Here is a 15,480-nt window from a genome sequence, read left to right as displayed (position 1 = left end):
TTTTTGATTCACAGTTAATTGATTTTCTGAGGCGTTTTAGATGGTGGTTTAAATTTAAAATTCACTTGGTTTATAATTAATTTTTGTTTTTTTTCTCAACGGTTTCTCATGATCAGTACACTAAAGCTTTGTAAAAAGTATCTATTACAATCGATTGCATAGATCTTTACAAAAAAAGGGCATTTTACCCTATCAGTGCGTTTTGCGCTACTTGTATGCCTTATCAGTCTAAAAAATTCTGTGCAAACGAAGATGGACAGAATGTGCAAAAACAATTGGTTTATTGGTTATGACAATGGTAAAGGTATAGGAGTAAATTATTTGATGAAAGCAGTTTTGTACAAAATATATACACAAATGTTTAATAACAGAGGATAAAATGGGTCATCTATTATGCATATTACTGCTTATAAAACGCCCTATTTTTCTTTTTTGGGAATGACTTAAAACGATATATGCATTATTGCTAAAGACCGGTAGAAGATATTGCAAATACTTTAAATCATTTAAAATTCTTACTTAAGTACAAATGAACCGAAAAATAGTACCACTGATTACATTCCTGTTCAAGCAAAAGCAACCTAATTTACATTTGGTGCATACTATACGAGTAGTAATTAGTTCTATCTTGTTGATTACGACATTGCTCTACAACAAGGTGACTCCTCTATTTCTCGTCCATGTTAAATAAGCTTAAAACGGTTGCACGCTAACAGACTAAGCGCTGAATATATTTTATTCTATTTAATTTCGAACGCCTTCCGCTTCAGGTTTAGGTATTCTGAAGGAAGCATGTTGTATTTAGATTTGAACGACTTTGCAAAGTAGTTAGGCGTCGTAAAGCCAACGGCGTAAGCAATCTGGGCTATATTCATATCACTCTTTTCGAGCAGTAGCGCAGCCTGTTCTAGTTTCATGGTTCTTATAAACTCCACAGGGGTTTGGCCGGTCACTTCTAAAATTTTATTATATAACGAGCCCCGACTCATGCCGACGTGACGGCTCAAATCTTCAACTGATAACTGCGTATTATTCAGATTTGATTTAACATAATCTATTACAGACTTAATGAAACGTTCGCCTGCTTGTTCAATCTCCACCTCGGGCGATGCTATGTTGAGTTGTTTAGAGTAGGCCTTTTTCAAATTCCGGCTAAAGGCCAGCATGTTCCTGATTTTTGCATTCAGAATATTAAAGCTAAACGGCTTAGTCAGGTAATCATTAACACCGGATGTTAGTCCCTGCATTTGCTCACGTTCACTAGTAGAGGCGGTTAACAGCATTACCGGGATGTGAGAAGTACGTTTATCTGCTTTTAATTTCTTGCTTAACTCTACACCATCCATAAACGGCATCATCATATCACTAATAATTAGCTCAGGATGATGAGCCAGCGCCTGTTGCCAGCCTTCTTTACCGTTGGCAGCCTCAATAATGCGATAGTTTGCCTTTAAATGATCTTTAAGATAAAATCTAAACTCTTCGTTATCATCAATAATCAATAGCAAAGGCTGCTCGCCAGATTCAGTTTCTATCCCGGTAACAGTTAAGTCATGTTGCTCCGTCAAACTTTCAGGTGTTGACTGCAATGGCAGATTTACAGCATCATAAGGGAGTTCAACCGTAAATATACTGCCTTGACCGGGTTCGCTTTTCACGTTAATCGTACCCCTGTGCATAATCACAAACTCTCTGACAATTGACAAACCGATACCGCTGCCTTGATTTAATATTGCCGGAGACTGATCGCTCTGGAAAAAACGTTCAAATATCTGCGCCTGCTGATTGGCCCCTATACCTATGCCCGTGTCGGAAACTTCAATAACTAAATTTCCTTGCTGATTTTGTTCTGCATCTGTGCGCAGATAAACGGCAAGCATCACCTTCCCCCCTTCCGGAGTAAATTTAAAAGCATTAGACAGCAAGTTAAATAACACACGCTCTAGTTTATCATGGTCAAAACGCATCAACAATCCTTCTAACCCACTGTTAAATACAAAAGTGATTCTCTTCTTTTCCGAAAGGTCCCGAAACGATTCGCTTACATCTTTCAAAAATGCTATAACATCCCCTTCTGCGGTACAAAGCTTTAGTTCCTGCTCCTCGAGCTTGCGGAAATCAAGCAGCTGATTCACCATATTTAGCAACCGGCGTGCATTGCGTTTAATGATATTGACTTGTGCAGATGTTTGTATGTCTACCGGCTGATTAAGCAATTTATCTGCCGGGGCCATAATAAGGGCAATGGGCGTTCTAAATTCATGACTTAAATTGGTCAGGAATTTAATTTTACTTTGGTCCAATTCGCGCAGGCGTTCTTGCTCGCGTTTTTCCTGCTCGTGTTTAAACTCTTGCTGCAATTGCAGAATACCACGGTGCCTGATATATAATAACACTCCAATTGCCGACGCGATGTAGATAATATAGGCATACCACGTAAGCCAAAATGGCGGTTTAACTATAATTTTGATGGATTTACCTGTGTTATTCCAAACGCCGTCGTTATTACTAGCCTTTACTTCAAAAACATACTCACCCGGATTAAGATTAGTATAGTAAACCATAGTATTGCTACCGGCATCTATCCAGTCTTTTTCAAAGCCTTTAAGCCGGTAAGCATAATGATTTTGCTTCGGGCTGGTATAATTAACAGCTACATAACTTAAAGCAAAGCTTTGTTTATAATCAACTGTAAACTTTTCGGCTACTGTTATATCTTCATTAAGATGACTTTTATCTGTCGAGCTAACCGTTTTACCGCTTATAGTTAAATTGGTAAACAAAACAGGCGGCACATTTTTGTTTATTTTTACCTCAGACGGCATCAGGTAGTTAAATCCATCTGCACCACCAAAATAAAGTTGTCCGTTACCGGCTGCAAATGCAGCCCCTTGTATAAAGGCATTATTCTGTAATCCGTTAAAGGAGTTATAACTAACAAAAGATTTTTTAGCAACATCCAAAGCACTTACACCTTTATTAGTGGTTACCCATATTTTACCATTTTGGTCTTCAATAACCTTCAAAATAACATTGTTAGGCAAACCGTTTCTTTCATTAAAAATCCGCAGGTACTTACGTGATTCATCAATGCTTACCAGACCTTCATCGTTAGTGCCTATCCAAAGCACACCGTGCCTGTCTTCGTATATCGTGTTAATTTTATCGCTCGGAAACGTTTTATTGCTGCGTTGCAAAATGGTGTAGTGTTTGGTTTCCGGGTTATAAATATTAATGCCACCTCCGTTGGTGCCTATCCAAATGTTCCCGTGCTTGTCTTCTTCAAAAGCCCGGATAAAGCCATTGTGTAAAGTTCGTGGTACCTGTCCCAAAATCTCCTCCGGCAATTTACTGTCAACTATTCCCGTTACCGGATCGAGCACGTTAACGCCAGCACCGTTGGTGCCAATCCATAACTTTCCCCGCTTATCCTCCATCAGGCAAAAAATATCATTACTGCTTAATGAGGCTTTTGAACCATCTTTTATAAACTGCTGGTAAGCACCCGTTTTTATATCATACCCAAAAAGGCCGTTTTGATACGTACCAATCCATAAACGGTTATTCTTTGCCTTAATGAGTGTTAATATAGAAACACCTGGGGTAACATTAGCCAATTTAGACTTGATGGGCACATGATTTAACAGGCGCGTTTGCGGATTAAACAGATTAAGTCCGCCGCCATCCGTACCCACATAAATATTGCCGTTGGTACCCTCGGCAAACGATGTCACGAAGGGAGCACTCAGACCGTTAGGATCAAAGGGATTACTTTTTTTCAGACTAAAAAATGTCAGATTCTGATCGTACTTATTTATCCCGCCCTGGTAAGTACCAATCCAACAAATACCTTGTTTATCAATCAGTATACTCCGGATAGACTTGCTGGTTAAACTAAAACTATTGCGATTATCAGGACCAAAACGACTGATATTACCTGATGAAGTGTTGATAATGTCCAGCCCGTTTTCGGTACCTACCCACAACTCGTTTTTACTTTTTGCAGCTACGGCATAGATGGTATTACTGCTAATAGAATTTTCTGCATTTTTTGAGGAGTATTTATAATTTTTGAAAGCTTGCTCGTTAGCCGACAACATACTTAAACCATCGGTTGTACCAAACCACAAGTTACCGAATGCATCTTGTGTTATGGTTTTGATAGCGTTACCCGCAATACTCAAAACATCAGCATCATTATGCAAATAACTTGTAAAATGCCCGTAAGCGTCATCATACCGGTACAGGCCAGCTCTTGTACCTACCCACATTCTGTTTTTGTGATCGCGATAGACGCTTAGAGTGATGCCATTCTTAAGCACAGGCGGCAATTGCTTGTCAGCTTCAAATCTGTTAATTTGCGAAGTAGCAGGATCGAGCACATGCAAACCGGCAAAGGTAGCCAGCCAAAGTTTTCCGCTTTTATCACAAGCGATAGCCTTAACATTAATTAGATTGTAGGATTTATTTTTTTGCCTGGCGCGAATGCGTTTAAAACAGTCATGCTGGCGATCGTATTTATGCAAAGAGCCACCTACAACGCCAACCCATAACTCGCCTGCACCATCTTCATACAAGGCGGCAATCTCATTCGTTTCTAGACTGGTGGTATCGTTTGCATTATGCCGGTATGTTTTAAAACGCGTTCCATCAAACTTGTTTAACCCATCATCGGTGGCAAACCATAAAAGGCCGTATTTATCTTTTAAAATAGCATGAACAGTGTTAGATGACAGGCCGTCTTTAGATGATAGTGAAGTAAATTGAATGTTGGAAGTTTGTGCCAAAGCACCAGCCGACGCAGCAACTGCTGTAATTACACAAAACAGCAGCACACGCAAAATTTTCACACTTCCTCTCATCTTTATAATTCCTGGTTTCGACTAATGTATTTTAGTGTGGCAGCATCTCACAATATGCTCGAAACGCATATCATACTCGCCATCTGGCACCTTTAAAATAACACCGAAAAAATTTATAACTTGGTTTACAAATATACTAATGCATAACAAAACTGAGGCGTAGTTTAAACAAGTTGATGACCTAAAACGAGCTATCTACCGATACCAACTTTGCTAAAACGTTTTTCACGACTGGATTGACTCTCAGTGAAAAACTGCATTATAATATCAATTATTTAACACTGCAATCGATTGCAATTTAAGAATTATTGCCTATCATTGCTGTAATAATAAATATATTACAGATTGGTGATACTTGCCATTCACTTAATTACGTTTGGCTCAACACTGCAAATATTTAATCCACTCAACTCATGTCAGGCAGTTTAAATACGCTGAAAAAAGCATTCACATGCATGCGCTTTAGCATGTTGCTATATTCATTTTTATCCGCTTTAAGCTTAAACTACGCTCATGCACAGTCGGCTACTAAAGGATTAAAAGATTACTATCGCAGCTATTTTCCGGTAGGCGTTGCCGTGGCACCACGTCATTTAAAAGGTGCCGATGCAGAGTTGATTTTGCAGCAATTTACCAGTCTGACACCTGAAAATGCCATGAAGATGGGCCCCATCCATCCGCGCGAAAACATATACATGTGGCGTGATGCCGACTCTATTGTGAATTTTGCACAACACCATGGCCTAAAAGTACGCGGACACAATTTGTGCTGGCACGAGCAAACACCCGCTTGGTTATTTGTAGATAGCTTGGGTAAACGGGTAACGAAAGAGGTGTTGTTGAAGCGCCTGCACGACCACATATTTGCAGTGGTTGGCCGGTACAAGGGAAAAATCTATGCATGGGATGTTGTAAATGAAGCCATTGATGACGACCCGGCCAAATTTTTGCGTAACTCATTATGGTATCAAATATGCGGTGAGGATTTTATTGCCAAAGCGTTTGAGTACGCTCACGAGGCCGACCCATCGGCCGTGCTCTTTTACAATGATTACAATACCGAGCGCCCCGAAAAAACAGAACGGGTTTACCGCCTGCTTAAAAAGTTAAAGGATGCTAAAGTTCCGGTACATGCCGTTGGTTTGCAGGCACATTGGTCTTTGTGGGAACCCTCAGCAACAGAATTGCGTAATACCATACAAAAATTTGCATCTTTAGGCCTTAAAGTTCAGATAACGGAACTGGATGTATCTCTTTATCCTTGGGAAAAAGAGCGCCGGGCTTTGCGTGAGGGCGAAAAGGGAGAATATACGCCGGAGCTTGCCAACAAACAGGCCGAAAAGTATAAAGAGGTCTTTAAAATATTCAGAAGTTTTAAAGGTATAGTTACGGGGGTTACCTTCTGGAATATAAGTGATCAGTACTCGTGGCTGGATGAATACCCGGTGCGCGGACGGAAAAATTTTCCTCTGTTGTTTGATGAAAAGCGTCAGCCTAAAAAAGCTTACTGGGAAGTAGTAAAATTTTAACTTTACACTCATAAACGAAACCATACATTTTATAAAAGCATATCAATTCAGAAATCAATCACATACATAATGAAGTTTTTTATTGACACGGCGAATCTTGCACAAATTAAAGAAGCGCACGAACTGGGTGTACTTGACGGTGTAACCACCAACCCCTCACTGATGGCTAAAGAAGGCATTACCGGTGAAGAGAACGTCAAAGCACATTACAAAGCTATTTGCGAAATTACCGACGGTGATGTTAGCGCCGAAGTAATTGCCACTACCTACGACGAAATGATTAAAGAAGGCCTGGAACTGGCTAAACTACATGAGCGTATTGTAGTAAAAGTTCCGATGATTAAAGACGGTGTAAGAGCCATCAAATATTTTTCTAAACAAGGCATCAAAACCAACTGCACGCTGGTTTTCTCAGCCGGACAAGCTCTACTTGCTGCCAAAGCTGGTGCTACTTACGTATCGCCGTTTATCGGCAGGTTAGATGATATATCAACTGACGGTCTGCAACTCATTGAAGACATCCGTTTAATTTATGACAACTACGGCTACGAAACGCAAATTTTAGCGGCTTCTGTACGCCACGCTATGCACATCATCAACTGTGCTAAAATAGGTTCTGACGTAATTACCGGTCCGTTATCAGCTATGCTTTCACTGCTGAAACACCCGTTAACCGACAATGGCCTGGCCCAGTTTCTGGCCGACCACGCTAAAGCAGCTGAAGCTGGTAAATAGGTTATTTGATTGATTAGGTTAAGTAGTTGATTGGTTGACTCGTTAAGTGGTTTTTTTGAGAAACAAAACAAGTTTTCTCATAAACTACTAAGCCGCTCAATCCATCAACTGCTCAACTACTTAACCCAATTAACTACCCCAAAAATCAACCATTCAACTAATCCACAACTTAACAATCAATGACACAAGACATACAAGAGCTTAAAGGCATTGCCTCACAAGTGCGCCGCGATGTGGTGCGCATGGTGCATGGCTGCCAGAGTGGTCACCCGGGCGGCTCATTGGGCTGTACCGACTTTTTAGTGGCCCTATATTTTTCAATAATGAAACACAATCCTTCCTTCTCGATGGAAGGTAAAGGCGAGGATTTATTCTTTTTATCTAACGGTCACATTTCGCCCGTTTTTTACTCTGTTTTAGCGCATTCAGGCTATTTTGATAAAGCCGAGATGTCTACCTTCCGTAAACTGGATTCGCGCTTACAAGGTCACCCAACTACGCACGAAGGATTGCCAGGTGTACGTATTGCATCTGGTTCATTAGGCCAGGGCCTTTCGGTAGCAATTGGTGCTGCGTTAGGTAAAAAACTGAGCGGCGATGATCGGTTGGTTTTCACTTTACACGGCGACGGTGAATTACAGGAAGGACAAATTTGGGAAGCGGCTATGTTTGCGCCGCACAACCGTGTAGACAACCTGATTGCTACCGTAGACGTGAATGGCCAGCAGATTGACGGCCCTACTAAAGTAGTACTTTCTTTAGGCGACCTGAGAGCAAAATTTGAGGCTTTTGGCTGGCAAGTAATGGAAATGCAAGGCAACGATATGGCTGCTGTAGTAGATGGCTTGCAAAAAGCCATCAGCCTGAGTGGCCAGGGCAAACCGGTGATGATTTTAATGCAGACCGAAATGGGTGCAGGCGTTGATTTCATGATGGGCTCGCATAAATGGCACGGCGTTGCCCCTAACGATGCCCAACTGGAGCAGGCGTTAGGCCAGTTAGAGGAAACTCTGGGAGACTATTAAGCCCCGGCCTCCTGAAGGGGGAGGAAAATAGAACCAAGAAACAAGAGTCAAAAACCAAGAGTTTTGAATTTGCGAAAAGGATAGTTAAATAAATTTTGCTCAATTCTTCACTCACTCATTCAAAACTCACTCATTCACTCATCAAAAAAAACACCGTGACTAAGTATACATATACAGAAAAAAAAGATACCCGCTCGGGCTTTGGAGCGGGACTGCTGGAGGCCGGTAAACGCGACCCTAGAGTAGTTGCCCTTTGTGCCGACCTGGTTGGCTCACTTAAGATGCAGGATTTCATCAATGCCTTCCCTGAGCGTTTTGTGCAGGTAGGTATTGCTGAAGCTAACATGATTGGTATTGCTGCCGGTTTAACCATCGACGGGCATATCCCGTTCACCGGTACATTTGCTAACTTTTCTACCGGCCGCGTTTACGATCAGATTCGCCAGTCGGTAGCTTACTCGGACAAAAACGTTAAAATTTGTGCTTCACACGCCGGTTTAACACTGGGTGAAGATGGCGCAACCCACCAGATTTTAGAGGACTTGGGCATGATGAAAATGCTGCCCGGCATGACGGTAATTAACCCTTGCGATTATAACCAAACCAAAGCTGCCACTTTAGCTATAGCCCAGCATCATGGCCCGGTATACCTGCGCTTTGGTCGCCCGGTGGTGCCTATCTTTACCCCTGCCGACCAGGTATTTGAGATTGGCAAAGCCTGGATGGTAAGCGAGGGTACGGATGTAACCATCATTGCTACCGGCCATTTGGTATGGGAAGCTATACAAGCCTGCGAACAACTGGAAGCTATGGGTATTTCAGCCGAGATTATCAATATCCACACCATCAAACCATTGGACGAAGAAGCTATACTGAAATCGGTAACTAAAACGCGTTGCGTGGTAACCGCCGAAGAGCACAACCGTTTAGGCGGCCTGGGCGACTCGGTAGCACATGTATTGGCACGTCACCTGCCATCTCCGCAAGAGTATGTGGCCGTAAACGATTCGTTTGGTGAATCAGGTACTCCTGAGCAATTGATGCAAAAATATAAGCTTAACGCACCTGCTATTGTAGAGGCAGCTCAAAAAGCTATTCAGCGCAAAGGTTAAACAAAGCCTTTATTTCATAAACAAGAACGGCCCGCTTCCAAAAGAGCGGGCCGTTGTTGTTTATAATTGCAGTTGGCTAATGCCTATTTCGCCAACGTTTCGGGTGGGCCGAGGTAACTTGGCTTAACACCACCGAAATCCAGCACCATCTTTTGTAAAACCAATCCGTTGCTTACCATCCAGTATTTAAGCGTGTGCTTACCGGGTGCAGCGATAGTATGGCTTGACTTTTTAACGATGATGTTACTGGCTACCCATCTGCGCCACACGTTTGCATCGGTATCGTTATTTACCGACACCATTTGAGGCTGCTCGTCATCGATCGACACAGCATATTGAAATCCGTTTTTGTCGTTTCTGAAATTAAGCGTGGGCGAAAAATTAGCCTGTATAACAACTTCACCTTTATCATATGTGTAAAAATCAAATTCAAGATGCGGACTTCCCTTACCTGGCACTACTGCAGCGGCTGTAATCGGAAACGTACTCACTCCCGATGCAGTTCTGCCAATATCAGGAATAACTTTCCACTGTACACCGTTGGCATTGACAGCACGGGTATAATGTTCGGCCTCCAAGGCTAAGTAGCCATCCTTCTCAAAAAAAGTATGTGTAGCCGATTTTGCCGTTATCATCGCCTCAGCGCTTTTGCTGTTGGTTTGTTCTGGCGACGCCGCTTGCTGGGCAGCATCTGCGTTAACGTAGGTTAATTTAGGTATATGGTTAACCGGCGGGTCGTTCCAGCTACGATAGCCAATGTGTACCTGGTCCATCATGTGGTTCCATTTGCCACCAGCCATCACATGGTTATACTGTACCGAAAGCAGCGAATCTTTTGCGTAAGCAGCTTTGGCTTTATCAGCATAAGCGTTTGCCCGTACGTCGTTTTTAGCAGCATACACCTTATTGTAAGCAACATCCTCATACATGTCATGCAAATTAGCCGTTGCTTTTAAAGGATGTAACACTACTTGAAAAAACGCATCCCGATAGCTGCTATCTAACTTAGCATTCATGTTTTCTGCCCTAATTAAAAGTTTATTCCAATCGCCTACTACGTTCTCAAACTCATGATAGTTTTGCAAACTGTAAGTATTGTCGTCGAGTAACTCCGGCTTTCTTCTGGCCGCATATTGCGCGTATAAGCGCATAATATCGCCAATCTCTGCGCCATACTTTACACCAAAATTGTCTTTACCCCATTGCGTGTAATAATTCCGCAGATTACCCTCATTCCATTTGGTGGGGTCCCAGGCATAATCCAGAAAAAAAGAAATCGGGAATTCCATCGGCTTAAGATCGCCCACATTTACAATCCAGACCTGCCGGGCTTTATATTCCCAGGCCTGGTGCATCTGCTCCCAAACCCGGGCAATGTTGTTGGTATTAATCCACTTGTAATTGCGCGGGTCGCCCACATAATCAAAGTGGTAGTAAATACCGTAGCCGCCTGCCCGTGGCTTTTCGTTCAGCGCAGGTAATTTTCTCAAATCGCCCCAGTTATCATCGGATAGTAATAAGGTAACATCATCAGGCACACGCATGCCTTTATCATAATAATCCTGAACTTCTTTATATAAAGCCCAGATTTGCGGCGTTTGCGAGGCCGGTTTTCCGGTTACCTCTTCAATAATTTTACGCTGGTCTTTAACAATACCTTCCAGCAGGGCGGTTGCTGTACCTTGTGTCATGGGCTCGTCGCCATCGCCGCGCATACCAATGGTTACCAGGCTTTCATGCTTGCCCATATTAATGATACCCTGCCGCCAAAAGTTTCTTAAGGTCGTATCGTTTTTAGTGTAATCCCAGGCCCCTTTACCATATCGTTTCCATTCCTGCTGCGCGCGCTGCATGGGTTCGTGGTGAGATGTGCCCATCACAATGCCCCATTTATCGGCCAGTACCGGGTTTAGCTTATCATCATCGTTGAAAGCATTGCCCCACATGGCAGGCCAAAGGTAATTGCCCTTTAGCCGCAAAATGAGTTCAAAAACCTTTTCATAAACTGAGTGGTTAACACCGCCAAACTTTTCTTTGGTCCACCGGGAAAACGCCGGCGCTTCATCATTAATAAAAATTCCGCGATACTTTACTTTGGGCGCATCGGTAACTGGCATATCGGTGCTTACATAAATAGAAGCCTTTTTTTGCACCGGCACGTCTGCCCACCAATACCATGGCGAAACGCCCATTTGCCTCGATAACTCTAATAAGCCATACGCCGCTCCTCTTTTATCACTGCCTGCAATAACCAACGCTTGGTCTACCCCTTTGTAAGGCGCTTTTACCAATTGTATCTGATACCGTTCCCAATCGCCTTTAAGTTTAACGGCCTGCAGCTTTTTAGCGGCAATCAATTCCTGTATAAACTTCGACTTGCCTACCGTACCTACAATAATCAGGCTTTTGCCGGATGGCCTGGCGTTAACCAATTGCGGTAGCTGACCGCTTACCCGTTGCACATCCTCGGTAAATAGTTTACCTGCAATGGCAATCAGTTCATCGTCAGCCTTATCAAATAATACCGATGCTGCCTTGCCGGCCTGCATAACCGCAAAGGCACCCGGCGTTTTAACTTCGGATACCGTTTGCGCAATCAGCAGCGAAGGCATCAGGGCAAAAACGCAAAAAAATATTTTTCTCATACTAAAATCATCATAGATCATTATTAAAACTGCCGGTGCTATCATTAAGCAACAACTGTTTAGTCATTGTTTAAGACAGCACCGGCAGGTAATCAATTAACGGGCAGTTACTTTACGTGCTCGTTAATGGTTTGGATGGTACCATCCGGGTTGTATTTCAGTTCGGTTACCTTTACGTTACGTAGATGCGTTTTGCCCGATAATTGTGTATCATGATAAAACAAGTACCATTTACCTTTAATTTCAACAATAGAATGGTGCGTGGTCCAGCCTTCAACCGGCTCCAGTATCACGCCTTTATAAGTAAACGGTCCGTATGGGCTTGTACCCGTAGCATAACACAAGCGGTGAGTATCACCGGTTGAATAAGTGAAGTAGTATTTACCGTTGTACTTATACATCCACGAACCTTCAAAAAAGCGGCGGTCGTGGTCTTTACCTAAAAGCGGTTTGCCATTTTCGTCAAGTATCACCGCATCTTTTGGCTTTTCGCTGAAGCCAAGCATATCAGGGCTCATTTTAACAACTTTGGCAGATAATGCAGGTTGGTCGTCTTTTTCCAAATCAGTTTTCGAACCATTTGGGCCCGAGTAGGTGCCGGTAGCCCAGCGCTGCAATTGGCCGCCCCAAATACCACCAAAGTACATGTAGTAACTACCGTCAGTATCTTTAAAAACACACGGGTCAATGCTGTAGCTGCCTTCAATTGGTTTAGCCTCGGCCTTAAAGGGCCCAACAGGTGATTTGCTGGTGGCTACGCCAATATGAAACACATCGCTTTTATCTTTAACCGGAAAGTACAGGTAGTAAGTCCCTTTTTCGTAAGCGGCATCCGGAGCCCAGAGCTGGCGCCCGGCCCAGGAGATGTCTTTTATATCTAAAGCCACGCCATTGTCGGTCACCTTCCCTCCTATGCTGTCCATGGATAGCACGTGGAAATCTTTCATGTTAAAATGGTCGCCGTTATCATTCTGGGGAATACCAGATTCAATATCGTGCGAAGGGTAAATATATATTTTGCCGTTAAACACGTGAGCCGACGGATCTGCCGTGTAAATTGATTTGATGAGTGGCTGAGAAATATATTTTTTAGCGTTGCTATCAGCCTGAGCTGCGGTATCTTTTTGTTCGGCAGATTGTTTCTGCTTGTCTGATGACTGACAGGCTACCGCCATGCTTGCACCTAACAGTAAAGCAATGTTAATTTTTAGGTTTGTTTTAAACATGATATGAGGTCTATAATTTTGGATTTAATTAGATACTGCCGCCAATACCCGGCGCAAAGTGAAACTGCATGTCCCGGTAGTACGACAGGGGATGTAACGGCTTTTCGTACCCGGCAGGGATAGGCTGTTTAGAAAACGTTTGAAAGTAAAGCACACAAGCATCCCGCCAGCGTATAGCTTCTTCCATTTGGATAGCAATGAGCTGCTTTACTGCCATATATTGCTCACGGTCTACCTTACCTTGCATGCCGTTCCAAACGGTTTGCAAGCGCCTTACCGAGTCTACACCCTCGTAATAATGATGCACAAGCTCAAACCAAAGCGTTTTGCCCGACCGCATTTTGTAATTCCAGCTCAGGTGATGAAACCACAACAGGTTACTATCAGGACAGGTGGCCAGATTATCGAACTTCTGCTGCACTTGCGGCGCGTATTGTGCAGTAGCTTTACTACCAGCGCTGCTACGGTCGAAACCAATGCCTAAGCTGTCTGCCTTGTGGTAATACACTGCCGTCCAGTCCGGTCGTTCGGCTTTATCTACCCAGGGGCCAGGGCCATAGTGGGTATTAATGCCCATAATGTGATGCAAGCCCAGGGGCGTCATGTAGTTTACTGTGTTTTCGCGCGAGGCCAGCATTTGTTGTACCATTGGTTGTACAAAGCTTTTGTCGTTGGTAAAAGTCATGCGCAACCAATCGTTCGCTATTTGGGCTGATGACTGGTCAGGGTTCCAGGCCATCCGGCCAAAAGCATACCAATTACTTTGAGCAAACGGATGACCACACCAGTTGCGATCGGTACCGATGTTTGCTACACCGGCAATACCTGTTACGGCTTTGGCATGCGGTTTAGTTTCAAGCACTTTAGCTACTGTTGTGCCTTTGCCCGCAGCATAAGTATCAGCATCCAATACCTCTTTAAATAAAGGAGCCTCGTAAAATAAGTGTGTTGAAAAACCGGTATATTCCTGGGTAATCTGGAATTCCATCATTAACGGTGTTTTAGCCATCGCACCAAAAAGCGGATGAAACGGCTCGCGGGGTTGAAAATCAATGGCACCGTTTTTTACCTGTACAATTACGTTGTCGGCAAACTTGCCGTCCAGCGGTTTAAACTCGTCATAGGCCTGTTTTGCACGGTCGTTCAACGGGTTACTATCGTACACGAATGCACGCCACATCACAATACCATTGTGCGGTGCCAGTGCCGCAGCCATCATGTTGGCCCCATCGGCATGGTTTCGCCCGTAAGCCTGCGGACCAGGTTGCCCTTCAGAATTGGCTTTGACCAAAAAGCCGCCAAAATCGGGTACGTATTTATATATCTCATCAACTTTATCTTTCCACCATTGGCGTACCTCTATATTTAATGGGTCGGCTGTTTTTAATTTGCCAACCTCGATAGGACTGCTGAATTTAACCGATAAATATACCCGGATACCATACGGCCTGAAAACATCAGCCAGTGCTTTTACTTTTACCAGATACTCCGGGGTAAGCATCAGGGCGTTAGCGTTTACGTTATTCAAAACGGTGCCATTTATACCAATAGAGGCATTGGCGCGGGCGTAATCAATATACTGCTGATCAATGTAACCAGGCAGTTTATGCCAGTTCCAGATAGATGCCCCTGCATACCCCCGCTCTACCGTGCGGTTCAGGTTGTCCCAATGGTTAAGCACGCGGCGTTCTAATTTGGGGTATTCGTTAATGTTTAATGCGCTGATAGGCTGCTGCGTTTGTAGTAACCTTAAAAAGTTGAAAACACCGTATAAAACGCCTTTTTCGGTTTTGCCGGCTATGACAACCTGTTTGCGGTTATTAGCAGTAATGGTTTTAATAACGTAACCTTCATCATTACCAACAGTAGCAAGGCTTTTAGTAACCCCTGCCGGTAATTTTTGATAGGTCCCAACCAATAAACCGGCACTCTCGGGTTTTACTATTTGTGGTGTAAATTGCAGCATGCCCGCTACGCCTAACAGTAATTCTTTGCGTGCAACATTGGCTTTGCCCATACCATCGGTAAAATAAATTTGCCTTAACTGCTGAGTATAAGAAGCTGCTAAAGCACGATCGTTTATCTTAGGATAATTTAGCCAAAGCTTGTAACCATCGTCTGCGAAACAGCGGTTAGCCCATGTAAGTATCCATACAAAAGCCAGTAAGCTTAAAACTCTAAACTGTTGCCGCATTATCATTCAGATTTATTGGTTTGATTTATCTGCCCGTAACATCTAAGTATGATTTGTAAGGACAGCTAATATTTTAGTTTATGCAATCGATTGCAAGTTTAATTATATTTCTATAGATTTACAACATAAACCGATTATATACTTGAGGTGCC

Annotated in this window: 8 protein-coding genes; 4 read left to right on the top strand and 4 right to left on the bottom strand. The window is 43.2% G+C overall.

All coding sequences use genetic code 11. The features are described 5' to 3' along the window. Window positions 1-740: 740 nt before the first annotated feature. Window positions 741-4,862 (bottom strand): two-component regulator propeller domain-containing protein, encoded by a 4,122-nt coding sequence (locus AAGR14_RS08510; RefSeq protein ID WP_342648162.1) that lies wholly within the window; start codon window positions 4,860-4,862, stop codon window positions 741-743. A gap of 413 nt (window positions 4,863-5,275) precedes the next feature. Here AAGR14_RS08510 and AAGR14_RS08505 point away from each other — a divergent pair, with 413 nt between their 5' ends. The 4 genes from AAGR14_RS08505 (at window position 5,276) to AAGR14_RS08490 (ending at window position 9,263) form a co-directional block, all read left to right on the top strand. Next, window positions 5,276-6,391 (top strand): endo-1,4-beta-xylanase, encoded by a 1,116-nt coding sequence (locus tag AAGR14_RS08505; protein ID WP_342648161.1) that lies wholly within the window; start codon window positions 5,276-5,278, stop codon window positions 6,389-6,391. 69 nt (window positions 6,392-6,460) lie between these two features. Next, on the top strand, window positions 6,461-7,126 hold the full coding sequence (gene fsa / locus AAGR14_RS08500) for a fructose-6-phosphate aldolase (RefSeq protein WP_342648160.1): 666 nt from the start codon (window positions 6,461-6,463) through the stop codon (window positions 7,124-7,126). Between the two features lie 179 nt (window positions 7,127-7,305). Next, complete coding sequence (locus AAGR14_RS08495; RefSeq protein WP_342648159.1) at window positions 7,306-8,151, top strand: transketolase; 846 nt, start codon at window positions 7,306-7,308, stop codon at window positions 8,149-8,151. 155 nt (window positions 8,152-8,306) lie between these two features. Then, window positions 8,307-9,263 carry a transketolase C-terminal domain-containing protein gene (locus AAGR14_RS08490; protein ID WP_342648158.1) on the top strand — a complete coding sequence of 319 codons (957 nt, stop codon included), beginning with the start codon at window positions 8,307-8,309 and terminating at the stop codon, window positions 9,261-9,263. An 83-nt stretch (window positions 9,264-9,346) separates the two neighbouring features. Here the strand turns inward: AAGR14_RS08490 and AAGR14_RS08485 are convergent, their stop codons facing one another. The 3 genes from AAGR14_RS08485 to AAGR14_RS08475 form a co-directional block, all read right to left on the bottom strand. After that, window positions 9,347-11,908, bottom strand: coding sequence for a glycosyl hydrolase 115 family protein (locus AAGR14_RS08485; protein WP_342648157.1), 2,562 nt, complete (start codon window positions 11,906-11,908; stop codon window positions 9,347-9,349). A 107-nt stretch (window positions 11,909-12,015) separates the two neighbouring features. Beyond that, the gene (locus AAGR14_RS08480) at window positions 12,016-13,134 is read right to left on the bottom strand and encodes a glycoside hydrolase family 43 protein (RefSeq protein ID WP_342648156.1); all 1,119 of its coding nucleotides are present in this window, start codon (window positions 13,132-13,134) and stop codon (window positions 12,016-12,018) included. A gap of 28 nt (window positions 13,135-13,162) precedes the next feature. Then, window positions 13,163-15,334, bottom strand: coding sequence for an alpha-glucuronidase family glycosyl hydrolase (locus tag AAGR14_RS08475; protein ID WP_342648155.1), 2,172 nt, complete (start codon window positions 15,332-15,334; stop codon window positions 13,163-13,165). Window positions 15,335-15,480 lie beyond the last annotated feature (146 nt).

Source organism: Mucilaginibacter sp. CSA2-8R (assembly GCF_038806765.1).
GTDB lineage: Bacteria > Bacteroidota > Bacteroidia > Sphingobacteriales > Sphingobacteriaceae > Mucilaginibacter.
Note: the sequence above shows the minus strand (reverse complement) of the source record. Positions and strands in the feature narration are given on the sequence as shown.

What these genes read in the sequence shown, in the direction of transcription:
- AAGR14_RS08475 (WP_342648155.1), bottom strand. Translation starts at nt 15,334, where the DNA reads ATGATAATGCGGCAACAGTTTAGAGTTTTAAGCTTACTGGCTTTTGTA.
- AAGR14_RS08480 (WP_342648156.1), bottom strand. Translation starts at nt 13,134, where the DNA reads ATGTTTAAAACAAACCTAAAAATTAACATTGCTTTACTGTTAGGTGCA.
- AAGR14_RS08510 (WP_342648162.1), bottom strand. Translation starts at nt 4,862, where the DNA reads ATGAGAGGAAGTGTGAAAATTTTGCGTGTGCTGCTGTTTTGTGTAATT.
- AAGR14_RS08505 (WP_342648161.1), top strand. Translation starts at nt 5,276, where the DNA reads ATGTCAGGCAGTTTAAATACGCTGAAAAAAGCATTCACATGCATGCGC.
- AAGR14_RS08495 (WP_342648159.1), top strand. Translation starts at nt 7,306, where the DNA reads ATGACACAAGACATACAAGAGCTTAAAGGCATTGCCTCACAAGTGCGC.
- AAGR14_RS08485 (WP_342648157.1), bottom strand. Translation starts at nt 11,908, where the DNA reads ATGAGAAAAATATTTTTTTGCGTTTTTGCCCTGATGCCTTCGCTGCTG.
- fsa (WP_342648160.1), top strand. Translation starts at nt 6,461, where the DNA reads ATGAAGTTTTTTATTGACACGGCGAATCTTGCACAAATTAAAGAAGCG.